Origin of the sequence: Candidatus Frankia alpina (assembly GCF_902806485.1) — a bacterium.
Lineage (GTDB): Bacteria > Actinomycetota > Actinomycetes > Frankiales > Frankiaceae > Frankia > Frankia alpina.
On sequence record NZ_CADCWT010000442.1, the window covers coordinates 1 to 1,785 of the forward strand.

2 protein-coding genes are annotated in these 1,785 nt (G+C 72.8%); one reads left to right on the forward strand and one right to left on the reverse strand.

Features of this window, described 5'->3' with window-relative positions:
* On the reverse strand, positions 1 to 401 hold a 401-nt coding region (locus G6R25_RS23760), incomplete at its 3' end, for a hypothetical protein (protein ID WP_136449692.1).
* A 159-nt stretch (positions 402 to 560) separates the two neighbouring features.
* On the opposite strand from G6R25_RS23760, the gene G6R25_RS23765 reads away from it, so the two are divergent.
* Positions 561 to 1,520 carry an alpha/beta hydrolase-fold protein gene (locus G6R25_RS23765; RefSeq protein WP_163554636.1) on the forward strand — a complete coding sequence of 320 codons (960 nt, stop codon included), beginning with the start codon at positions 561 to 563 and terminating at the stop codon, positions 1,518 to 1,520.
* Positions 1,521 to 1,785 lie beyond the last annotated feature (265 nt).

The window sequence follows — 1,785 nt, forward strand, 5'->3', positions numbered from 1 at the left end:
GACGGTGGCGGCACGGTGCGGAGCAGATCACCGAGGAGCTCCCAGGCGGTCTGGGCGGCCGCGGCGTTCTCGCCGGTCGGCGATGCCGCGGCGAGCAACTGGACGGTCTTCACCGCCGCGTACAGGTAGAGCGGGCGAGCCCGCCAAACGGTAAGCTGCGGATACGTCTCGTCCAACGCGCGGTGGACGCTGCGTCGCAGCGGGATGTCGGGGTGACGGCGAACGAAATCCATCCGGTGCAGGATGGTCACGGCTGCGTCGATCTCATCTGGGTCCGGCCGCCAGGCCCCGATCCGCAGCGCGGCCTCGGCCTCGGCCAGCGCCTCAGCGGCGGCCACCGCCGGATCGCCGCCGCCGAAGGGCACGGGCGGCGGAGCCCAGTCGTCGTCATCATCGGTCACCCGACTACGGTCCCTGACCGAAGCGGCTCTGGGACGTCGAGTGACGAGACCCATAGCGGGCAAAGAATTCATTGAATTTCACGCCCAGCCCCGGCTGTGGTGGCGCTCACGCCGCCGCCCCAGGCCGGCTCGCGCGGACCGGATGGCATGATCGCCATCATGCGACCGAGCAGGCGAACGCTGGTGATCTCGGCACCGGTCGCGGCGGCCTGCGCCGTCGTCGCCGGACTCGCCGCCGGCTGCCACGGTCCCTCCTCCACCACCGGTCCCCACGCCACAGCGGATGGGACGACGTCCTCCGCAGCAGCCCAGCGCGCCGGCACCGAGAGCACGCCCCGAGGCACCGCGTCGCCGGGAACGTCGCCGGGCGCGGTGCCGGGCGCGGTGCCGCGGGCGGCGGCCGCCGGCCCGGCGGTGGTGGCCAGCACGACGTTCACCAGCGCGGCCCGGCGCCGGCCGGTCACGATGGTCACCGTCGCCCCGGCGGGTGGCGGGCGCGGCCTGCCCGTGTGCCTCGTCCTGCACGGGCGGGGTGACGACGCGCGCCGCGCCGTCGGCCTGCTGGGTCTCGACAGGCTGCTGCCGGCCGCGATCGACGCGGGCGTGGCGCCGTTCGTCCTGGTGACCGTGGACGGCGGCGAGACCTACTGGCACCCGCGGGCCTCCGGCGACGACCCTGAGGCGATGATCATCGACGAGATCCGGCCCCGGCTGGCCGCGGCTGGCCTACGCACGACCCGACTGGCGGCGCTGGGCTGGTCGATGGGCGGCTACGGCGCGCTGCTGCTGGCCCGGCGCCATCCCGACCTTGTGGTCGCGGCGGCGGCGAGCAGCCCGGCGATGTGGCGCAGCTACGGCGCCAGCGCCCCCGGCGCGTTCGACTCCGCCGCCGACTTCGCCGCGCACCGCATCCTGGGGACCGCACCGGCGCCGGGGGTGGCGTACCGGATCAACTGCGGCAACGCCGACCCGTTCGCCGCCGTCTCCCGGCAGGCCGTCGCGGACCTACGGCCGCAGGAACACAGCCTCGGCCCCGGCGGCCACACCCCCGCCTACTGGCGCGCGGTCGCCCCCGCCCAGCTCGCCTTCGTCGGCACCGCCCTGAGCCGCTCAGCCTGAGCCGCTCCGCCTGGTACTGCATCGGCACTTGTATATGCCCTCGCCAAATGTCATGATCGGCACGGGTGCGCCCGACGCGCATCTCAACATTTGGATCCCGCTGACTCGTATAGACGAGAGTGACGGCACGTTTGCCATTGCGGTCGGAACGCACCGGGTGGCGGATCAACCTGCAGAGGTTGCCGTAACCCATCCGATGCACAGGGAAGCTATTCCGAAACCGCCAGGTTGATTCTTTCGAAACTCGGGTGACGGTCAGCGAACA

Bases quoted from the DNA above. Each gene is read 5' to 3' on its own strand.
- G6R25_RS23765 (WP_163554636.1), top strand. From the start codon at position 561: ATGCGACCGAGCAGGCGAACGCTGGTGATCTCGGCACCGGTCGCGGCG.